This window comes from Emticicia sp. C21 (genome assembly GCF_003418935.1).
Classification (GTDB): Bacteria; Bacteroidota; Bacteroidia; order Cytophagales; family Spirosomataceae; genus Emticicia.
Map to the genome: position 1 here is coordinate 1 of NZ_QVMT01000023.1, position 20,698 is coordinate 20,698.

At 37.9% G+C, this 20,698-nt stretch carries 16 protein-coding genes; 10 read left to right on the plus strand and 6 right to left on the minus strand.

Annotated elements, in window-relative coordinates; all coding sequences use genetic code 11:
* Window positions 1-2: 2 nt before the first annotated feature.
* From D0T08_RS28295 to D0T08_RS26810, 4 genes are all read left to right on the plus strand, one after another.
* Entirely contained in the window at window positions 3-89 is an 87-nt protein-coding gene (locus tag D0T08_RS28295; protein ID WP_409012909.1) for an IS3 family transposase, read from the plus strand.
* A gap of 151 nt (window positions 90-240) precedes the next feature.
* Entirely contained in the window at window positions 241-2,349 is a 2,109-nt protein-coding gene (locus D0T08_RS26800) for a prolyl oligopeptidase family protein (protein WP_116985838.1), read from the plus strand.
* 82 nt (window positions 2,350-2,431) lie between these two features.
* Entirely contained in the window at window positions 2,432-4,753 is a 2,322-nt protein-coding gene (locus D0T08_RS26805; protein ID WP_116985839.1) for a tetratricopeptide repeat protein, read from the plus strand.
* 7 nt (window positions 4,754-4,760) lie between these two features.
* Window positions 4,761-5,627, plus strand: a complete 867-nt coding sequence (locus tag D0T08_RS26810; protein WP_116985840.1) for a class I SAM-dependent methyltransferase — start codon at window positions 4,761-4,763, stop codon at window positions 5,625-5,627.
* A gap of 1 nt (window position 5,628) precedes the next feature.
* On the opposite strand, the gene D0T08_RS26815 is transcribed toward D0T08_RS26810, so the two are convergent.
* From D0T08_RS26815 to D0T08_RS26825, 3 genes are read right to left on the minus strand one after another with little or no spacing between them, the layout of a single operon-like run.
* Window positions 5,629-6,339: a glycosyltransferase family 2 protein gene (locus D0T08_RS26815; RefSeq protein ID WP_116985841.1), complete on the minus strand. Its 711-nt coding sequence runs from the start codon at window positions 6,337-6,339 to the stop codon at window positions 5,629-5,631.
* 12 nt (window positions 6,340-6,351) lie between these two features.
* Complete coding sequence (locus tag D0T08_RS26820) at window positions 6,352-7,983, minus strand: glycerol-3-phosphate dehydrogenase/oxidase (protein WP_116985842.1); 1,632 nt, start codon at window positions 7,981-7,983, stop codon at window positions 6,352-6,354.
* 53 nt (window positions 7,984-8,036) lie between these two features.
* Complete coding sequence (locus D0T08_RS26825; protein ID WP_116985868.1) at window positions 8,037-8,903, minus strand: geranylgeranylglycerol-phosphate geranylgeranyltransferase; 867 nt, start codon at window positions 8,901-8,903, stop codon at window positions 8,037-8,039.
* Window positions 8,904-9,033: 130 nt separating this feature from the next.
* Between D0T08_RS26825 and bshA the strand changes: the two genes are divergently transcribed.
* Window positions 9,034-10,170 (plus strand): N-acetyl-alpha-D-glucosaminyl L-malate synthase BshA, encoded by a 1,137-nt coding sequence (gene bshA / locus D0T08_RS26830; protein ID WP_116985843.1) that lies wholly within the window; start codon window positions 9,034-9,036, stop codon window positions 10,168-10,170.
* Between the two features lie 55 nt (window positions 10,171-10,225).
* Here bshA and htpG read toward each other — a convergent pair whose 3' ends face one another.
* Entirely contained in the window at window positions 10,226-12,034 is a 1,809-nt protein-coding gene (gene htpG, locus D0T08_RS26835; protein WP_116985844.1) for a molecular chaperone HtpG, read from the minus strand.
* A 292-nt stretch (window positions 12,035-12,326) separates the two neighbouring features.
* Here htpG and epsC point away from each other — a divergent pair, with 292 nt between their 5' ends.
* Window positions 12,327-13,136 carry a serine O-acetyltransferase EpsC gene (gene epsC / locus D0T08_RS26840; protein ID WP_116985845.1) on the plus strand — a complete coding sequence of 270 codons (810 nt, stop codon included), beginning with the start codon at window positions 12,327-12,329 and terminating at the stop codon, window positions 13,134-13,136.
* Between the two features lie 57 nt (window positions 13,137-13,193).
* Window positions 13,194-14,066, plus strand: a complete 873-nt coding sequence (gene cysM, locus D0T08_RS26845; protein ID WP_116985846.1) for a cysteine synthase CysM — start codon at window positions 13,194-13,196, stop codon at window positions 14,064-14,066.
* A gap of 82 nt (window positions 14,067-14,148) precedes the next feature.
* Here cysM and D0T08_RS26850 read toward each other — a convergent pair whose 3' ends face one another.
* Window positions 14,149-14,622 carry a hypothetical protein gene (locus tag D0T08_RS26850; protein ID WP_116985847.1) on the minus strand — a complete coding sequence of 158 codons (474 nt, stop codon included), beginning with the start codon at window positions 14,620-14,622 and terminating at the stop codon, window positions 14,149-14,151.
* Between the two features lie 147 nt (window positions 14,623-14,769).
* Here D0T08_RS26850 and D0T08_RS26855 point away from each other — a divergent pair, with 147 nt between their 5' ends.
* The 3 genes from D0T08_RS26855 (at window position 14,770) to D0T08_RS26865 (ending at window position 17,280) form a co-directional block, all read left to right on the plus strand.
* The gene (locus tag D0T08_RS26855; protein WP_116985848.1) at window positions 14,770-15,324 is read left to right on the plus strand and encodes an RNA polymerase sigma factor; all 555 of its coding nucleotides are present in this window, start codon (window positions 14,770-14,772) and stop codon (window positions 15,322-15,324) included.
* Window positions 15,325-15,395: 71 nt separating this feature from the next.
* The gene (locus D0T08_RS26860; protein WP_199538235.1) at window positions 15,396-15,749 is read left to right on the plus strand and encodes a hypothetical protein; all 354 of its coding nucleotides are present in this window, start codon (window positions 15,396-15,398) and stop codon (window positions 15,747-15,749) included.
* Between the two features lie 184 nt (window positions 15,750-15,933).
* Entirely contained in the window at window positions 15,934-17,280 is a 1,347-nt protein-coding gene (locus tag D0T08_RS26865) for a D-arabinono-1,4-lactone oxidase (protein WP_116985850.1), read from the plus strand.
* A gap of 116 nt (window positions 17,281-17,396) precedes the next feature.
* On the opposite strand, the gene D0T08_RS26870 is transcribed toward D0T08_RS26865, so the two are convergent.
* Window positions 17,397-20,696: a UvrD-helicase domain-containing protein gene (locus tag D0T08_RS26870; protein ID WP_116985851.1), complete on the minus strand. Its 3,300-nt coding sequence runs from the start codon at window positions 20,694-20,696 to the stop codon at window positions 17,397-17,399.
* Window positions 20,697-20,698 lie beyond the last annotated feature (2 nt).

Here is a 20,698-nt window from a genome sequence, read left to right on the forward strand (position 1 = left end):
ATATTCAGTATTATAACAAAGAAAGAATTAAACTTAATCTAAAAGGAATGAGCCCCATACAATACCGAGCGCATCATTCTAAAACTTAATAATAATTTTGTCCAAAATTTGGGGTGCAGTCCACATGGAGGGAACCTTTTTGAGCGATGGCGTACCCTATTACTTTATAATAGTTAAATTTAAAATTTAAACAAATTCAAAATATCCTTTACTTTGTAGTATAAAAAATCATCTCTAACTATGAAAAAACCAATTAGCATACTCACTACCACATTACTTATGGCACCGTTTTTTTTAATGGCTCAATTGAAGTATCCCACAACCCGAACAGTAGATCAAAAAGACAATTATCATGGCACCAGTGTGGCTGACCCTTATCGTTGGCTGGAAGATGACCGCTCGGCAGAGACAGCCGAATGGGTAAAGCAACAGAATCAAGTAACTTTCAGCTACTTAGATAAAATTCCTTACCGCGAAACACTGAAAAAAAGATTAGAGAAAATCTATAACTATGCTAAATACTCTGCCCCTAGTCGTAAGGGTGAATGGTATTATTTTTATAAAAATGATGGTTTGCAAAATCAGTCAGTATTGTATCGCCAAAAGGGCCTGAACGGCACACCTGAAGTAGTATTAGATCCGAATAAACTATCAAAAGATGCAACTACCCGTCTGGCGCAATTTCAATTGTCGAAAGACGGCAAATATGCGGCCTATGCCTTATCAAAAGGTGGGTCTGACTGGCAGGACATTTTTATCATGGATATGTCGACCAAACAGAACTTGTCAGACAAAATTGAATGGGTGAAAGTTTCGGGTATTGCCTGGCAGGGAGATGGGTTTTATTATAGCCGTTATCCAAAACCGGATGGGAGTGCTTTAGCAGCAAAAAATGAAAACCATCAGGTGTTTTTCCATAAATTAGGCACTTCGCAAGCCACTGATGCCCTTATATTTGAAGACAAAGCAAATCCACAGCGTTTCCATACAGTAGGTACTACCGAAGATGAGCAATTTGCGTTGTTAACTGTAAGCGACCGTGGTAAAGGCAAAGACGGTAATGCTTTATTTTATAAAGAAGCAGGTGCCAAAACATTCAAGCCAGTAGTAGCAGAAGTAACAGATTTCTCATTTGGTGTCATTGAAAACGTAGGCAAAACACTGTTGATACAGACCAATAAAGACGCTAAAAATGAGAAAATAGAGAGTTTTGATACTGCTAATGGTTCATGGAAATCAGTAGTTGCTGAACAACCGGAACCCCTGCAATCTTCAAATGTAGCAGGGGGCAAACTGTTTCTGACTTATCTGAAAGATGTGACTACCCGTGCTTATGTTTATGATGTAAAAGGTAAATTAGAAAATGAAATCAAATTGCCGGATTTAGGCACTGCCTCTGGTTTTGGTGGTAATGCTGATGATAAAGCGGTATTTTATACTTTTACCTCGTTCACTTCTCCGGCTACCATATTTAGCTATGATATAGCCAGTAAACAAAGCACGGTTTTCCGTGCACCGGAAGTTGATTTTAAAGCATCTGACTTTGAAACCAAACAAGTGTTTTATCCGAGTAAAGACGGTACTAAGATTCCGATGTTTATTGTATATAAAAAAGGGATCAATCTGAATGGACAAAACCCTACCTTATTATATGGTTATGGAGGTTTCAATAACAGTCTGAATCCTGTATTCAGTCCGTTATTGATTCCATTTCTGGAGCAAGGTGGGGTTTTTGCTCAAGCTAATTTAAGAGGTGGTAGTGAATATGGCGAGAAATGGCATGAGCAGGGAATGAAGCTAAAAAAACAGAATGTATTTGATGATTTTATTGCTGCAGGAGAATACCTGATAGCGCAGAAATATTGTGATAATGCACACTTAGCTATTCGTGGTGGCTCAAATGGGGGGCTTCTGGTAGGTGCGGTAATGAACCAGAGACCAGAATTAGCCAGAGTAGCAATTCCGCAAGTAGGAGTAATGGACATGCTTCGTTTTCAGAAATTTACTATTGGCTGGAACTGGATTGCTGACTATGGTTCAGCTGATAATGCTGATGAATTTAAAGCTTTATATGCTTATTCGCCATTGCATAATATTAAAGAAGGTGTAGATTATCCTGCTACCCTGATTACTACCGCTGACCATGATGATCGGGTAGTGCCAGCACATTCATTCAAATATGCGGCTATGCTACAAGCAAAAGCCGGAAAAAGCAGCACCAATCCTTTGTTAATCAGAATTGATACTAATTCGGGTCATGGTGCAAGTAATACTGCCAAATATATTGAACAAACCGCCGATATTTATGCCTTTATCTGGTGGAATATGGGCACGGTTCTGAATTTATAAATTCCTGAGAGCCTGAGAAGCATCTTCGCTTTTCAGGCTTTTTTTTACCATCTAAAAGCACCTAGAAACTATCCAGCAATTAATGAAAAAGCAATATCAGCTTTATTTAGCCTTGTTAATGATTGTGACTTGCATTGTGTATAGTAACCACTTTTACAATGTTTTTCATTTTGATGATTTCCACACAGTTGAAAACAACTTATACATTCGCAACCTGAAAAACATACCCTTGTTTTTCAAAGATGCCACCACATTTAGTACTTTACCATCCAATCAGGCTTATCGACCTATAGTTACAACCTCCCTGGCTATTGATTACTGGTTAGGTAATGGCTATAATCTCTTTTATTTCCACCTGCTTACTTTCATCTTTTATCTCATTCAGGGAATATTGATGTTGCTCTTTTTCAGAAAGATTTTTGACATTGCCTATGAGAACCACTGGAACAAGTATATAGCCTTGATAGCTGTTGCCTGGTATTTATTACATCCCGCAATGGCCGAGACTGTGAATTATGTCATTGCCCGTTCAGATACTCAGTCTACTTTTTTTGTCATACTGGCCTTCGTTTTATACACCTATTCAACCTTTTGCCGGAAGACTTTTCTTTATCTGCTTCCGATTGTTCTAGGAACATTAGCCAAGCCTACGGCAGTAATGTTTGCGCCTATCCTATTTTTCTATATCGTGTTTTTTGAGAAAGATATGAGTATTGGTGACTTTTTCAAAGGAAGCTATTTTAAACAGACCATCAATAGCGTTGTGCGGGTATTGCCTGCACTGATAGTCTGTGCTTTGCTTTATTGGTGGGTTGATAGATTTACTCCGAAAACCTGGCTTGCCGGAGGCAATTCACCCTGGTTATACCTGATTACTCAGCCTTTTGTCATTACTTATTATTTCGGCTCACTGTTTTTGCCCATTCATTTAAGCGCAGATACGGACTGGCAATTATTAACTAGCATTCGGGATATCCGGTTTTTTGCAGGTGCATTGTTTATTATCACAATGTTGATTATTGCGGTCTATTTTTCTAAAAAAGCTTCTACCCGGCCTATCAGTTTTGGTATTCTATGGTTCTTTCTGGCTTTAGTGCCATCTTCAAGTATTATCCCTTTAGGAGAAGTAATGAACGACCATCGGATGTTTTTCCCGTTTGTGGGGCTCGTTATGGCTGTGGTTTGGGGCATAGCTTTACTATTGTTGAGATATAAAGTCTTTTATGAAAAATATTCAACAGCTATTTTATCGGTGATAGTGATTATTTTAATAGGATATGGCATTGGAACTTATCAACGGAATGAGGTATGGAAAACAGAAGAGAGTTTATGGTATGATGTAACAGTGAAAAGTCCTAAGAATTATAGGGGATTAATGAACTATGGCCTGGCTAAAATGACCAAAGGGGAATATGCCATTGCCGAAAAATACTTTACTGATGCTTTGGCAGGGCTACCCAATTATGCTACTCTTCACATCAATTTAGCCGTATTGAAAGAAGCAATGGGAGATAAAACAACTGCGGAAAACTATTTTAAAAATGCATTAGCACTTAATAACACCAGCGCAGATTCGTATTTTTTCTATAGCAGATTTTTAGTGAATCAGTTCAGGTACGCTGAGGCTGCTCCGCTTTTAACAAAAGCTATTGAGATTTCACCGGCCTATTTATTGGCCAGAGAGTTGTTAATGAAAGTCTACGATAACCAGGAGGAGTATGACAAATTAGCACAATTAGCTGAAAGTACTTTGCAGATTGCACCTGATAATGCAGAAGCATTAAGGTTTAAGGAGTCTGCCTTGAAGAAGCAAAACAGGTTAAGCTCGGAGTTAGAACAGATAAAAAAGAACCCGAGCCCTGACAAATATATGGTTTTAAGCTTATCTTATTATCAGGCAGGCCAATACCAGAAAAGTATTGATATGGCTTTAGAAGCTATCAAACTGAAAGCAGATTATGCAGAAGCCTATAACAATATTGGCTCGGCATATAATGAGCTTAAACACTATGATAAAGCTATTCCATTTCTGAAAAAAGCTTTGGCTTTAAAACCTGATTTTTCATTAGCTAAAAATAACCTGATATTATCGGAAAATGGGATTAATGCTTTAAGCAACGCGCAAAAATTATCTGATGGACAACCCTCGGCTGAAAACTACCTGAGTTTAAGTCTGGCCTATTTCAATCAGAAAAAATACAAAGCATGTATAGAAGCCTGCAAAAAAGCATTGGCTTTGAAACCTGATTATGATTTGGCTTACAATAATCTATGCGCAGCGTATAATCAACTGGAAGATTGGGACAATGCAATTATTGCCGGAGAAAAAGGCTTGAAAATAAACCCCAATAATGCACTTTTAAAAGGTAATCTGGCAGAAGCCTATAGAAGAAAGAAAAACTGACAAACCGATGAATAACTTGCAATGTATAGTTTGTGGTAATAAACAAGATTTAAAGTTTGAATTACAACATAAAGTTTATCAGTGTGCTTCATGTGATTTATATACCTCTGATGCAACTTTTGATTTGTCTTTTCAATCAAGCCTGGAAGAAGATAGCCGGGAGATAGGATTGAAGAAGTTGAGGCTACAAAACTTTCAATCAATTATAAAGGCATTAGAAGAGAATTACTTTAAGGATAAAAAAAACATCAAAGGCCTTGAAATTGGCAGTGGCAATGGTTGGTGGCTGGAAGTGTGCAGAGATAATAAGATTGATTGCCTAGGTATAGAGCCCGAAAATACCTTTGCCGATTATTACCGGAAAAATGACTTGAATGTGGTAATGGGTTTTTATCCGAATCCAGCAACCGATTTAACAGAAGGATATGATTTTATTATTTTTAATGATGTATTTGAGCATATTTCTGATTTAAAAAGTCTGCTGCTGAGCATAAAAAAAGACCTCAAAAAGGACGGATTGCTGATTATTAATATACCTATGAGCAATGGCTTTTTCTATCGCACGGCTTCAATGCTCTATTATCTCAAAATTAAATCTTTCTTAGACAGGTTATGGCAGTTTAATTTCCATAGTCCGCATATCAATTATTTTAACCCGAAAAACCTGCCTGCATACCTGAATAAATATGATTTCAAACTGCTTCAGAATTTCAGGTTGGAGACTTTGGATTTTTCAAGTATCAGAGAACGGATTCTGGCAGATAATAAAATGAGTAAGGCGAAAGCTTATACAATAAGTAGTCTTTTATTGCTCATAAAACCCATCATTCAAAATTCAAGTGCCGATATAAGAGTATTCTTTTTTCGTCAGTAGTTTATTTTCGGATATAGGCAAAAAACATAGCTATACTTACTTTTATCATGTAATAAATACTTGAAAATGAGCGGATCGAAGATTGTCCTCCCTGTCGTTCTTTCATGATTACTGCTATTTCTTGAATTCGGAGCCTAGCTTTGGCGAAGGCGACCAATGATTCAGGTTCCGGATATTCATCAGGGTAGTTTTCGGCTGCTATACCGATAGCCTTTTTATCAAGCAGACGAAAGCCGGAAGTAATATCCAGAATGCGTTTGCCAGTAAACAGCTGATTAAGTCGATGGAAGTAGGCAATACCACTACGCCTCAAGAAAGAAGACTGAAAACCCTCTTTCAGGATAAATCTGGAGCCTATAGTAACATTTGCCTGTGTTTTTTCATGATGGACTAATAACTTAGGGAGTTCGGTTGGAGGGTGTTGCCCATCTCCATCCATCTGTACTGCTAAATCATAGTTATTGCGGTGGGCATATTTAAAGCCTGTCTGCACAGCGCCACCAATGCCTAAATTTACAGGTAGATTCAACACAACTACATTAAATGAGCGTACAACTGATAAAGTATTATCTGTAGAGCAGTCGTTCACAACTGCAATGGTTAAATTGTAGGGTAGTTTTAAATTCAATAATTCTGTGAGGAGCTTAGCAATAGATGCCTCTTCATTGAAGCAGGGAATAATGATTAATAGTTTTTTTTCATTGAGTGGCATAGTGAACAGAAATTAATAAGCCTTCGGTTGAATAGCCGCGCTTTTCATAAAGCCTTTGAGTAAGCTTTGATATTCTTCAATATGGGTTTGTTTCTGTGATTCTGTCCATTCTAATTGTTTACCCACCAAGTCAGCAACTACTGGTATGGTATCATAGGTTGCCTGCCAGTCGAGCAATTCCATGCGTATGCGTCTGGCAAAAAAATCACGGAGTGTGCAAGCCATTTCTTCTTTTACCGTATAAATTACTTCCGCTTCAATAAAAGGATGTTCCGGATGAAGCCTTTCTATAGAACCTTGCTTTAATACCTCCCTTGCTTGTGTTCCATATTTCTGCAACAGGTGCTGACAAATATCAGCGTCCAACTTGTATTCTTTTTGGATACTCTGCCAATCTTCAAAATGGTAGTTTTCTCCGCCTACCAGATAATGTTGGTCGGTAGTGCAAGGGGTATCAATACCTAATAATTTACAAGCGTCATCAATGGTATCTTTAGCCATTAAACGATAGGTTGTCCATTTACCTCCTAAAAGGCTCAATAAACTAGATCTATCATCATGCTCAACTTCATGGTCTCTTACTAGTTTTTTTGTTGCTTTAGAACCAGATGAAGCAATCAATGGACGCAAACCACCAAAACCTGATTTAATTGTAGAGCGCTCAGGTACTTTTGCCAGATAGGGGCGAAGCGTATCTAATAGAAAATCAATTTCCTGACTTTCCAGAATTGGCTCTTTTTTCAAATCTTTGTATTCGTCGTCTGTAGTTCCTACCATTACTTCTCCCTCAAACGGAATTACAAAAACCACACGGCCATCCTTCGTTTTAGGAATCAACATGGCATCTTTACTTTTAAGCACATCTGCAGGTAACATGATATGTACTCCTTTGCTCGGACGCAGACGTTTTTCTAAAGTCGAATTAGCTAATAGCCGGATGCCATCAGCAAATGGGCCCGTGCAATTAATGAAAAGCTTTGATTTTATTGTGAGTGAGGTATTCCCCAAAAAATCCTTTATATCTGCCGAAATAATCTTACCTGTTGCATCTTTTCCGAAACTTACTACTTTTGCATGATTTACTGTTGCTACACCTTGCTGGTCAGCACTGTGTGCCAGGCCTAAACAGTAACGGGCATCATCTAATTGCCCATCATAATACATTACTGAACTATGTAATTTTTGCGTAAGAGTCGGGATTCGCTCGAAGGTTTCTTTTTTGCTTAGCCATTTGGCTTTAGGCATGGTATCATTCTTGGCAAAGAAACCATAGATGGTAAGTCCGATAGTAAAATACATACCCTCAATCCAACTGAAAACAGGTGTAATGAGAGCCAGAGGATGAGCTAAATGAGGAGCATTTTTAATAACTATATGACGTTCTTCCAGACCATGTCTTACCTGACGTAACTGCCCGAAATCTAAATTCTTAAAAGCTTGTTCTAAATATCTTACACCTCCATGTATGAGCTTGGTAGATTTTGAAGAAGTTTCAGCGGCAAAATCATTTTTTTCAATGAGTGCTACTTTTAAACCGCGTAGAGCCGCATCTAATGCACAACCTGCTCCACTTGCACCGCCGCCTATGATACAAATATCAAATTCTTCATTTCGTATACGCTCGATATTCTTGGTTCGATTCATAATAGGTTTGGTGTGTTGTCTCCTGTACGGATATAAAAACGTTTACTTCTTATTTAAACAAATATCATACTTGTGATACCACCCAGCATAATAATTTTACAGATTCTGCTCAATAGTGTAAAATCTTTCTTTCTGTCTGCCCAATAGAGTTTATTCATCAGCCAGCTAAAGACAATAATCGAGCCACTGAAAATGATTATCAGATATCTGTTATGTAAGCTATAAGCCATAAAAAACAGAATGGATACGAAAATAATAATGAATATATACAATAGGATTTTTGTACGCCTGATACCCCAAATGATTGGGAGTGTACGGCAGCCATAACGGGCATCACCCCTGATGTCTTCCATATCTTTAATGATTTCTCTGATTAATGAGATAGAAAAAGCAAAGAGGGCATAGATATTTACATACATTTCGTTTTTCTTATAATATACTGCCAACACTATCAGAGAAAAAGACGTAAGAAAGGCCACCAGAAAATTACCGATAAATGCCTGTCTTTTAAATCTTTCAGAATAAAACCAAAGTGCAGATACCGCAAAAACATTGATTAGAAAAACTTTTAATCCCAAAAAAAAGCCGATGGCAATACCAATAAAATTCAATATCTGATGAATGAGAATTGCCCATCGACGTTTAATAAGTTTGCCTATAATAACCTCCCGTGGTTTATTGACCATATCGATTTTAATATCGAAATAATCATTGATAATATATCCTGCTGCGGCAATAGATACGGTAGCAAAAACCAACATAAATTGTTTATAGTCAAATATATATAGACGCCACTCTGATTTAGGACCAACCAGAAAAATCCGGGCCATGTATTGGGTCAATACAATAATGAGCAGGTTGTTCACACGAACCAGTCGAAAAAAGGCGCTTATCGTTTTCAGGGATTCTGTAGTGTTCATTTTCTCAAAAATACTAAAATTGTTTGAAAGAATTGGCATCCAATTAAAAAACACAAATTCTTAATGCGTGGATATGAGATTTTTTTCAAAAAAAATTGTTGTACTAGAAACAGGTATTTAAACCGCATCTATGAAAATTGGAATTGTATGTTATCCCACCTTTGGAGGGAGTGGGGTCGTTGCTACTGAACTAGGCAAAGCACTCGCAAAAAATGGTCATGAAGTACACTTTATCACTTATACGCAGCCAGCCAGGCTGGATTTTTTTAATGAAAACATTTTTTACCACGAAGTAAACATTGCCAGTTATCCACTCTTTCAATATCCGCCTTATGAATCTGCTTTAGCAGGAAAAATGGTTGATGTTGTGAAATATGAAGAATTAGATATTCTGCATGTGCACTATGCTATTCCGCACGCTACTTCGGCGTTTTTGGCTAAACAGATATTAAGATGCCAGGGCATCAATGTACCAGTTATTACTACCCTGCATGGAACAGATATTACCATAGTAGGAAAGGATGCAACTCTGTCGCCTGTGGTTACATTCAGCATCAATGAGTCAGATGGGGTAACTACCGTATCTGAAGATTTACGGAGAGAGACCTGTAATACTTTCAGGGTAAGAAAAGATATAGAGGTGATTCCTAACTTTGTTGATTTAGAGCGCTTCAAGAAGCAAAAGAAAGAGCACTTCAAACGTATCATATGTCCGAACGATGAAAAATTGTTAGTGCATACGTCTAACTTCCGTCGTGTAAAGCGTATTGATGATATTATTAAGGTATTTGCTAAACTGAAAACATCTATACCGAGTAAACTTTTATTAGTAGGCGATGGCCCTGAACGTGCAGCTATGGAGCAATTGAGCCGTGATTTAGGTTTGGGTGAAGACGTACGTTTTGTAGGTAAATTAGATGCCATAGAAGAAGTGCTATCGGTAGCAGATTTATTCCTGATGCCATCAGAAAAAGAAAGTTTTGGTTTAGCGGCTTTGGAAGCAATGGCTTGTGAAGTACCGGTTATTTCAACCAATACAGGTGGTTTGCCTGAATTGAATGTACATGGAGTTACAGGCTTTTTGAGTAATGTAGGAGATATCGAGGATATGGTCAAAAACGCGTTGTTTATTCTGCAAGATGAGAATCTGCCTACATTTAAGGCAAATGCTTTGGCTCATGCACAGGAGTTTGATATTTCTAATATAGTGCCTAAGTATGAAGCCTATTATGAAAGGATATTGAAAGAACAGGAAGTTGTTCATTAACATATAAAAAAACTCACATTGATTAATGTGAGTTTTTTTATACTATTTATATTAATCAAAGAGCCGCTACAGTTCTCTCTACAAACTTCGTTAAATCTCCGCCTGATAACATACCCTGTGCCAATAGTGCCAGGTCATACAATTGTTTAGCCAATTGTTTTTGCGCATCAGCGTCAGCCGTTTTAAGGATTTTGTCAATCAAGCTATGGTTAGTGTTTATTACCACGTTGTGTCCCATTGGCATCATACCAAACATATCGTTCTGACCACTTATACGAGACATATCTTTCCAACGACGCATAAACTCGGGCTGAATGATGGTTACAGGCATTTCATCTGTTGGAAGCGATTCCAACTGTACTGTGTTTGTTCCGACTAATCCTTTAAACAATTCTTCTACCTGTTTTTTCTCATCTTCACTCAACACACTTTCCATTGCCAGGCCTTTGTCAATCAATTTCTCGATGCTATCAGAGTCAACGCGTTTAAAAGTTACTTTCTCTAACTTCGATTCTAAAGCATTAATAAAGTGAGCATCTAAAGGCGAATCCATAATAAGCACATCATACCCACGTTTTTTGGCAGAAGTAATAAATGCATCCTGTTGATTCGCATCATTGGCATATAAGAATACCGCTTTATCTTCTTTGTCGCTTTGGTTTACTTGTACTTTCTCACGGTATTCGTCCAATGTAAAGTATTCATTATCTACATTTTTCAATAGAGTAAATTCTTTGGCTCTGTCGTAGAATTTATCATCTGAAACGATACCATATTTTACAAAAACACCTACACTTTCCCATTTCTCTTCAAACCCTTTTCTGTCCTGACGGAATAATTCCTGTAGTTTATCGGCTACTTTCTTAGTAATGTGCGAATTGATTTTCTTTACGTTGCTATCGGCCTGTAAATAACTACGGGACACGTTCAAAGGAATATCCGGTGAGTCGATTACCCCATGTAGCATTTGCAGGAATTCCGGTACAACGTCTTTTACATCATCCGTTATAAATACCTGACGGCTGTATAGTTGTACTTTTTCACGATTTAACTGGAAGTCTTTTTTTACTTTCGGGAAGTATAATACCCCTGTCAGATTAAAAGGATAATCAACATTCAGATGAATCCAGAATAGAGGTTCTTCACTGAATGGATAAAGCTCTTTGTAAAAGTTTTTATAATCTTCTTCTGTGAGTTCAGAAGGCGACTTTGTCCAGATTGGATTCGGATTATTGATTACTTTACCTTCAAATTCTATTTCAACTGGTAAGAATTTGGCATATTTCTCAAGAATCTGCTGAATTCTGAAATTTTCTAAAAACTCTTCTGAATCCGGAGCAATGTGAAGAATAATATCAGTACCGCGTTCTGCTTTTTCTACCTCACTAATTTCAAACTCGGTGCTACCATCACATATCCAACGGGCAGCAGGCTCATCACGGAAAGATTTAGTGATAATTTCTACATTCTGTGCCACCATAAAGGCCGAGTAGAAACCTAAACCAAACTGACCGATAATCTGGTTAGTATCTTGCGTATCTTTGTATTTTTCTAAGAATTCTTTCGCGCCAGAGAAGGCAATCTGATTGATATATTTCTTGATTTCTTCAGCACTCATACCAATCCCTTTATCAGAGATAGTAATTGTTTTTGCTTCTTTATCGACCGAAACTTTTACTGTCAAGTCGCCTAACTCTCCATTAAACTCACCCATAGAAGCTAATTTTTTTAGCTTTTGTGTGGCGTCGACAGCATTAGAAACCAACTCACGCAAGAAAATCTCGTGGTCGGAATAAAGAAACTTTTTAATGATTGGAAAAATGTTTTCGGTGTTAATCGAAATTGTACCTTTTTCAGCTACCATAAGTATATGTATATTTTATATTTTTTTAAAACAATGTTCTGCTTACCTCAATTAGCATTCCAAGAGGGGCAATATGCCTGAAAATCTGACATATTGGCAGAAATGCTTATAAATATAGAACGTATGTTTAAGCCAAAAATGGAAAGTCGATGTTTTTTGACAAAAAATACTTATTTGAGTGAATGCTTTTTTTTCGTATTTTCGTTAAGTCAGGAACGGTGGCATAATTTTGGGTGTTATCGTGTATATCAGAAGTCTATCTAAAGCATAGAGTACATATAAAAAATCAACTATGAATAAGCTTTTCTTTCAGCATATCTTTGATAAACACCAGCATACCGAACCGGTGCCACCTACCAAAGAGATTTCAGCATGGGCTTTGCGTATCGTTCGTTTGCTTTTTCCGGAGCAAACCAAAGAGTATTTTCATTCGGAAGAGGAAATAGAAATTCATTTCAAGAATCTTGAATTAGAATTAAGAAATATTCTGATTTCGACCTATCAATGCAAGGATTGTCAACCTGAAAGAAGAGCGCATGAGTTTTTTGAAAGAATACCTTATATATACGAAACTTTAAAAACGGATATTCAGGCAATTCTGACGGGCGACCCAGCCGCGAAAAGTGAATTTGAAGTTATAAGAGCCTATCCGGGTTTTTATGCTATTTCTTTCTATCGTCTGGCGCATGAGTTACACTTACTGGAAATCCCTTTATTACCTCGAATCCTGACTGAATATGCACATTCAAAAACAGGTATTGATATACATCCGGGTGCGCAGATAGATGAATACTTCTTTATCGACCACGGCACTGGTGTGGTAATTGGTGAAACAAGCATTATTGGCAAACATGTAAAATTGTATCAAGGGGTAACTTTAGGAGCCTTGAGTGTGGATAAATCAATGATGAATATCAAACGCCATCCTACAGTAGAAGACAATGTAGTGATATACTCTGGTGCAACCATTTTAGGTGGCAATACTATTATCGGTCAGCATTCGGTCATAGGTGGTAACGTATGGTTAACGAGGTCAGTGCCTGCTTACTCTACAGTCTATCATAAACCTGAAATTAAGGTAGTAGAGCGTGAGGCTGTTTAATTCATCCCCTTCTTATTAAATCACCAATTTTAAAGAAATAAAATAGTTTAGTTTGGCATGGCAACAATTATTGATCTGGTAGGTAATACCCCATTAGTAGAGTTAAAAAAACTGAATCCGAACCCAAATGTGCGGATTTATGGTAAATTGGAGGGGAATAATCCGGCTGGAAGTGTAAAAGACCGCCCTGCTTTAAATATGATTAGAAGTGCTGTAGAGCGTGGAGATATAAAGCCGGGTATGAAACTCATAGAGGCCACCAGTGGAAACACAGGCATTGCCTTAGCTATGATTGCCCGCTTGTTTGATTTAGAGATAGAATTGGTAATGCCATCTAATTCGACCCGTGAACGTACACTCACCATGGAAGCCTTTGGTGGAACAGTAGTTCTGCTTGAAAACATAGAAAAATGCCGCGACTACGCCGAGGCAAAGGCAGCTACCGGAGAATATTATTTGTTGAATCAGTTCGCTAATCCAGACAATTATCTGGCGCATTATAAAACTACAGGCCCTGAAATCTGGCGGGATACTGAGCAGCAGATTACACATTTTGTGAGTTCTATGGGCACTACAGGTACAATCATGGGTAATTCCATGTATCTGAAAGAAGTAAATCCTGATATTCAGATTGTTGGTTGCCAGCCTACCGAAAACTCTTCAATTCCGGGTATCAGAAGATGGCCTGAAGAATATTTACCAAAGATTTTTGACCCCAAGAGAGTGGATAGAGTAATGGATATTTCAGAAGCAGAAGCGACAGAAATGTCACGACAATTAGCAAAAACAGAGGGTATTTTTGCAGGGATGAGTAGTGGTGGCGCAGCGGCCGCAGCTATAAAACTGGCACAAGAGTTAGAAAGCGGCGTGATTGTATTTATCTGTTGCGATAGGGGAGACCGTTATTTGAGCAGTAATCTGTTTGGTTAATGCTTGTATTATTGTAGTTCAGAAAATAATATAAGATTTTGTATAAAAGCTAAGGGGTGTTTCGACACCCCTTAGCTTTTTCTTATTTACAAGCTACTTTAACCAATGTTTGTCCAATAGTAGCTTTGCCCGGATTTTTCATCACTAGTTTACCATTTTTATCTTCCAATTCACCACTCTTTACCAATAATTTATCACCTTCCAACACAAAAACTTTTTCTTCTAATTGGTTTGAGCCTTCAATCATATATTCATAATCGGCAACTATTTCATTTCCTTTCTTTTCTCCCAGCAACGTTCCTCTTGCCTGATCTTTTTCCCAAGGCAGCCAGTCCATTTTCCCGGTTACTTTATTCCCATCAATCGTAAGTGTGACGGTTGTTAAATCTTTGCCTACTTTTTCTTCAAAACATAGGGTTTCAGTAGCGGGGGCGGTAGCTGTGGCTACTGTGTCAGCATTAGCTGTGGTAGTTTCAGTGGTGGTTGTTTCAGCATTTTTTGATTTACATGCGCCCAAGGCAAAAATAAAACTACAATAGAGAACGATTTTTTTCATAAATATCAGAATGATTAAAAGTGAAGTATTAAGACAAATGTAATGAGAATTTGCCACTTATAAGCGATATAGTCCATTCGTCACGAAAAATACATAAAAAACTATGCCATGCGTCTTCAAAATCAAATGGCTATGTTTAGATAATTGATGACAACTACCGAGCAGAATAACGAAATTCAGCAAACCATCAGCGGCGAAAGACAGCGACTGTTAGGATTTATCCGACAGCGGGTACCCTCTTTGTCTGATGCTGAGGATGTGTTGCAGGAGGTGTTTTATGAACTGGTAGAAATGTATCGGTTAACTAAGCCCATTGATCAAACTGTTGGCTGGCTGTTTACAGTGGCCCGAAATAAAATCAACGACTTTTATCGGAGAAAGAAGACAGATGCTCTGGAAGAAATAATGCAGGGAGTAGGTGAAGATGAAGAAGGATTATCATTATTTGATATGCTCCCTGATTCATCTGCCCAAGACCCAATGTTGCAGGAAACTATTCTGGAGGCTCTTTCCGAAGCTTTAGAGGAATTGCCAAGCCATCAACGCTTTGTCTTTGAAATGCATGAACTGGAAGGTAAGTCATTCAAAGAGATTTCAGCTATGACAGGTGTAAAAGTCAGCGAACTGATTTCGGAGAAACGGCAGGCTGTTTTATTTCTGAGAGATAGACTTCGGTATTTGTATGACGATCTATTTCTGTGAAACAATTAACAATCTAAATATTAATCAATCAACTGTGTTTATTCACCTATTAAATAGATAAAAAAATGAGAATGGTAAAATTTTGGTTTGCTAAAGGTTTTGTTTTCATCTTGGCTTTTGTACTGCTAGGTGGGTTTGTAGTGATGAGTCTCTGGAATTGGCTCATACCAGATATATTTGGATTAGGCGTGATTACTTTCGCTCAGGCTCTGGGTCTTCTGATATTATCGAAAATCCTGTTTGGTGGTTTTCGTGGCGGACACTGGAGTGGCGGCCATTGGGGCGGTGCCCAATTCTGGAAACACAGGATGGCTGAACGCTGGGATAAAATGAACCCGGAAGAACGCAACGAATTCAAACAGAGAATGAGAAATCGTTGGGGGAAATGGGAAGAAAGAAGAGAAGAAAAAGAAGCAGAAGAATAAAAAAATTATTAACAACAGATCAGATGAAGAAGTAGGGAGACAAGTACTATACTTGTCTCCCTTGTTTGCGTTTATACTTTTAAGTAATCTATTATTTGGATAACAAAAAGTTTATCTTTTTGCATTTACACAATATTTCTATAACTTGCTTGACTACTCAATTATACCTAGCACCCTATAGATTATGAACAAAAGATCATTCCTAAAGACTTCTTCGGCTCTAGTAACAGGAACTATGATTTCACAATTAATGGCTTGTAAAGAAAGAGAAGCCCGAACCAACTGGGCCGGTAATCTAACCTATAGTACTGATAATGTATACACTCCCAAAACGGTAGGAGAGGTGCAGGAAATGGTAAAGAAATATGACAAACTTCGTGCGTTAGGCTCTAAGCACTCTTTTAATACCATAGCCGACAGCTTAGATAATCAAATATCTTCGGCGGGGCTGAATAAAATAGTGTCTTTAGATAAAGCAAATAGTACAGTTACGGTAGAAGGGGGGATAAAATATGGGGAATTGTGTAAGTATCTGGACGATAATGGCTTTGCTCTGCATAATCTGGCTTCTTTACCTCATATCTCTATTGCCGGAGCCTGTGCGACTGCTACGCATGGTTCAGGAGTTAAAAATGGCAATCTGGCGACTGCTGTATCTGCTATTGAGTTTGTAGATGCCAGCGGAAATGTCATAAATCTTTCAGAAGCTAAAGAAGGAGATGCTTTTCATGGGGCAGTAGTAAGTTTAGGTGCATTAGGAATTATAACTAAACTTACACTTAAACTACTACCTACCTTTAGCATGAAACAGGTAGTTTATAAGGATTTATCTATGGCTGAGTTGGAAAAGAATTTCGAGGCCATCATGTCAAGCGGTTATAGTGTAAGTTTATTCACCGATTGGAGTAATAAGAATGTGAATGAGGTATGGATAAAAAGTCGTTTTGAGGAAACTGATAATAATACGATTGCTCCCGAATTTTATGGAGCAAAGGCATACGCCAAGAACGTTCACCCGATAGAAGCACTTTCAGCAGAAAATTGTACAGAACAAATGGGAGTAAAAGGCCCCTGGTATGAGCGTATGCCTCACTTCCGTATGGGTTTTACACCAAGTAGTGGCAAAGAATTACAGGCTGAATATTTTGTTCCTTTAGAACATGGCTACAAAGCCATGATGGCCGTTGAAAAATTGCATGAGCAAATAACGCCTCATCTATTTATTACAGAAGTACGCACCATGGCTGCAGATGAATTATGGATGAGTCCGGGCTATAAACAGGCTTGTGCCATTATTCACTTTACCTGGAAACAGGAGAAAGATGCGGTCATGAAATTATTGCCGCTAATTGAGCAGCAATTGGCACCTTTCAATGCCCGTCCGCATTGGGCTAAATTATTTACTATTTCACCACAGGTATTACAATCGCGTATTGAAAAACTGGATGATTTCAAAGAACTGATAAAGCAATATGACCCAAATGGTAAATTCAGAAATGCATTTATCGGAAAGAATCTTTTTGGGAGTTAATAGTCTTTTAATATTAACCACGGGGTTTCACTAAGTTTTGCACGGAGTAACACAGAGTATAGTTCTAAACTTGGTGTTACTCGTGCTTAACTATGAATACTCCGTGGTTAGAAGAACTATAGCGAAACACTTATTATATCAATCGATTCCAGATAAACAATCATCAATTTAAGATTTTCAGAACCCATTTGCTGATAGAGTTTACCAAAATCTCTTATTTGTTTTATATCTCTTTCTTTCTGGAAAAAATCGTTGCTACGTCCAGGTTTGTAGTTGATGATATACACCATGTCGTCTTTGATCACTACACGGTCAGGGCGTTCTATATCTCCGTTAGGCAATAAGATTTCCCTTTCGTTTTCAATAATTAAGTCTTCATCAAATAGCGGTGTTAGCAGAGGTAAATTAATGATTGTCTCAATGGCATCTTTTATTTCTCCCCCTTCTTTTGGATTGATAACTCCCTCAAACTCCAACTCCCTTAAAGCATTGGGTATATCGTTCTGCGTACGGATTTTGGCAAATGCCGCCCGCACTTTGTTGTATTTATCCTTACTTTTTTCTAGGGTTTCTGTATCAAAGATTTTTTCTGATAGTCTTCTCAACCTTAGGCGATCGCTACGATCTTCGCTGATGATTCTTTTTAAATAGATTTTTTCTTCCTCAACAGGCTTGTTAGTTGCTTTTTTGATAAAACTCCCCTTATTAACTTCATATAGGTTCAATTCGGGAGCGAATAACCCCTCCATTGTTAGGAAATCTTTGATTAATTCCCCAACACCCTGCGCTTTATTATAATGGTTTTTCTGCGAAATCACAAACAACTTATCTGCCGCTCGGGTAAAAGCCACATAGACCATATTCAGATTTTCCAGGAAAGTAGCCTGCATTTCTTCATTATATTGCCCAACTAAATCTGTCATGCTCAACCTTTCACTAAACTTAATAGGAGAGGAGAGAAGCCTGGATAATCCGTCTTCTGATTTTGATGAAAGCTCTTCATAATCTAATACTTCTAAATCACTCCACATTTCGGCATAAGCCATGGGCCTTAACGACCAATGTGCATAAGGAATAATCACCACAGGATATTCTAGTCCTTTTGAGCGGTGAATAGTAGTAATTGTAATAGCATCTTGCTCGGCAGGAGATTTGACCGATAGACTTGGGCTATCTTTTTTCTCTTCCCAATAACTCAGAAAATCCTGCAAGTGGTTGCTTTCTTTGAGACTGTAATTGAGTACTACATCTAAAAACCGGAACAGATAGTTTTTCTGGTCGGTGCGGTTGAATAAATCAAACGCATCAATAATTTTCTCGGCTAACTCATAAATGCCTGATTTTATCATGATGATAGGATCGAGGCGATATCCATATCTGGCAAAAATCTGGTAAAATACGAATGGATCGCTAGCTTCTACGGCTTCAGCAATTTCTGTGTTCGCTTGGCTATCAGGTATACAATGAAGAATTGTCTGATAGAATAAATAAGCAGCCTCTGACTTCACCAGGCGATTATCAGGTTGATTAATAATCTGCATAAAAGCCACCAACAATCGCACTGTTGAGGAGTTTTTGAGCAATAAAGAATCCCGGGAAATAATTTGATAGCCTTCATTGGTCAGAAAATTGGCAACTAATGCAGATTCTTTATTCCGACGGCATAGAATAGCTATATCTCCCTGATTATATCCCTCTTCCAACACTTGTTTTATCAATTCAAGTGTACGGTTGAGCATAATGGTATTCTCTTTTTCGTATTCTAAAAACTCCAGTTGGATATGCCCTCCGGTAAGTGACTTAGCAGGTTTTTCTTGTCTGAAATCTTCATAGACATCAGGCAGAAAATGAAACTGGGGAGTGTATATCTGTAAGATGGCATGGAAAAAACGGTTGTTGAAATCAATGATTTCCTGTGCACTCCGATAATTAGTTGTAAGAGATTTGGGCGCCAGATAATGACCAATAGAAATAAACTGGTCTATTTGGTGCATCTGAACCAGAGGATTAGTTGCGAGGGCTCTTACATTGCCTTTAAACAAATGCACGATCAGTTCCATCTTGCCACCTCGCCAGCGATAGATAGCTTGTTTGGCATCACCTACAACCAGATTAAAATTATTGCCGGCCAACGAGTTTTCGATGAGTGGCAGCAGGTTATAAAACTGCATATCAGATGTATCCTGAAACTCATCAATCAGCAAATGCTTATATTTCTCACCAATACGCTCGTAAATAAAAGGTACTGGTTCCGACAAGATAATGTTCAGAATTTTGCGGTTAAATTCGGCAATGAAAACCTGATTTTTTTCTTTTAATACCTCATCAAATTCAGCTTTTATTTTCTTTAATAAAGCGAGTTTTCGCAGGTTAGGCCTGATAAGGTTATAAAGCGTATATTTTTTAAGGTGATTATCCTTAAATTCCTGCATCTCATAAAAAATGCTTCGTAATTCTTCTTTAATGCTATCAATACTTGCCTGAATAGGTGCGGCTGTACCTTTTGCACTATACCATTTGTCTTCTCTGATGGCTGCCCAGTGATAACTGTTGGGTGAAGAGTCTTTTTTATAATAATATTCGCTCTCAAAATCCTCACGCATATTATAAAAATAGGCGCCTATACCTTTGCCTTTCTGGGTAAAGTCGTCAATGATTAATTCTTCTGCTTCAATTAGTTCGGTTGCTTTTTTTGCCAGGCCTGTAATGGTGTCTTCAAACCATTTCAGATAGGTATGAATATTATTGGCTATTTCATTAAAATCTTTATCGCCAAGTCCATCAATTTTGATGAGTAGCGCGTAGTACTGGTCGTTAATGAGGTGATTGCCAAATTTAGCTAATTCTTCGGTTACAAAATTCCAGCTTTGTCCGTCGCCTACTTTTTCTTCGATAAAACTCTCTAAAATGCGTGTTATTTCCTGATACTCTTCGTCTCCTGCTTTCTCAATCAATCGCTCTGCGGCTTCGGTCATGACTCTATCAGTATCCAATACGATTTCGTAGTTGAAGGGCAAGCCCAGCTCCTCAGTAAAAGCATTCACTAATTGATTGACAAAGCTATCAATGGTCTTTACAGCAAAATCAGAATACTCTAAAATGATGTTTTTGAAGATGGTTGCTGCTTTTGTTTGAATAAGCTCTGCCGGTAGACTGGTTTCTTCTACAATCTTCTGAAACAGATCCCATGATTTTGACTTTTCGTTAAAATTGTCAGTATCAGAGATTTCTTTCAACGCTTGTAGGATACGCTCTTTCATTTCATTAGCTGCATCATTCGTAAACGTGATGGCTAGTATCTGCTTGAAATAAAATTGTTTATCGCTATTAAGAAATAATAATTTGAGGTATTCTTTAGTCAAAGTAAAGGTCTTGCCCGACCCCGCAGAAGAACTATATATATTAAAATGAGACATTC